Source organism: Escherichia sp. AM3 (assembly GCF_032029835.1).
Taxonomy (GTDB): Bacteria; Pseudomonadota; Gammaproteobacteria; order Enterobacterales; family Enterobacteriaceae; genus Escherichia; species Escherichia coli.
In genome coordinates this window covers 1-242 of record NZ_JAVUPQ010001252.1, presented here as the reverse complement: position 1 = coordinate 242, position 242 = coordinate 1, and the positions used below count along the sequence as shown (strand labels likewise).

Sequence of the window (242 nt, the reverse complement as noted above, 5' to 3'; positions counted from 1 at the left end):
AAGAGGGAAAATCAATGAGCGAAAACAAAAAACTGTATGATGAAGAAAGCGGAAAGAGCCTGTTTCATAACTGCCTGCAATCACTGTATCCTGGAGAGATAATCACTCTGATAGAAGTGGATGGCAGCAAGTTCGGCGCTCAAGTGTACCGATTCCACGGGGAGAATATCCAGTACACTCCAGAAGAAATAATGCAGGCCCAGCAAACAGGAACACTGCCGCCGAAAGAAATTACATTCCGT

General features: G+C 45.0%; 1 pseudogene. It reads left to right on the top strand.

Going from position 1 to position 242, the window contains the following annotated elements:
• Positions 1–14: 14 nt before the first annotated feature.
• Positions 15–242, top strand: a pseudogene (locus tag RTW80_RS30530) (hypothetical protein); the annotation flags it as partial.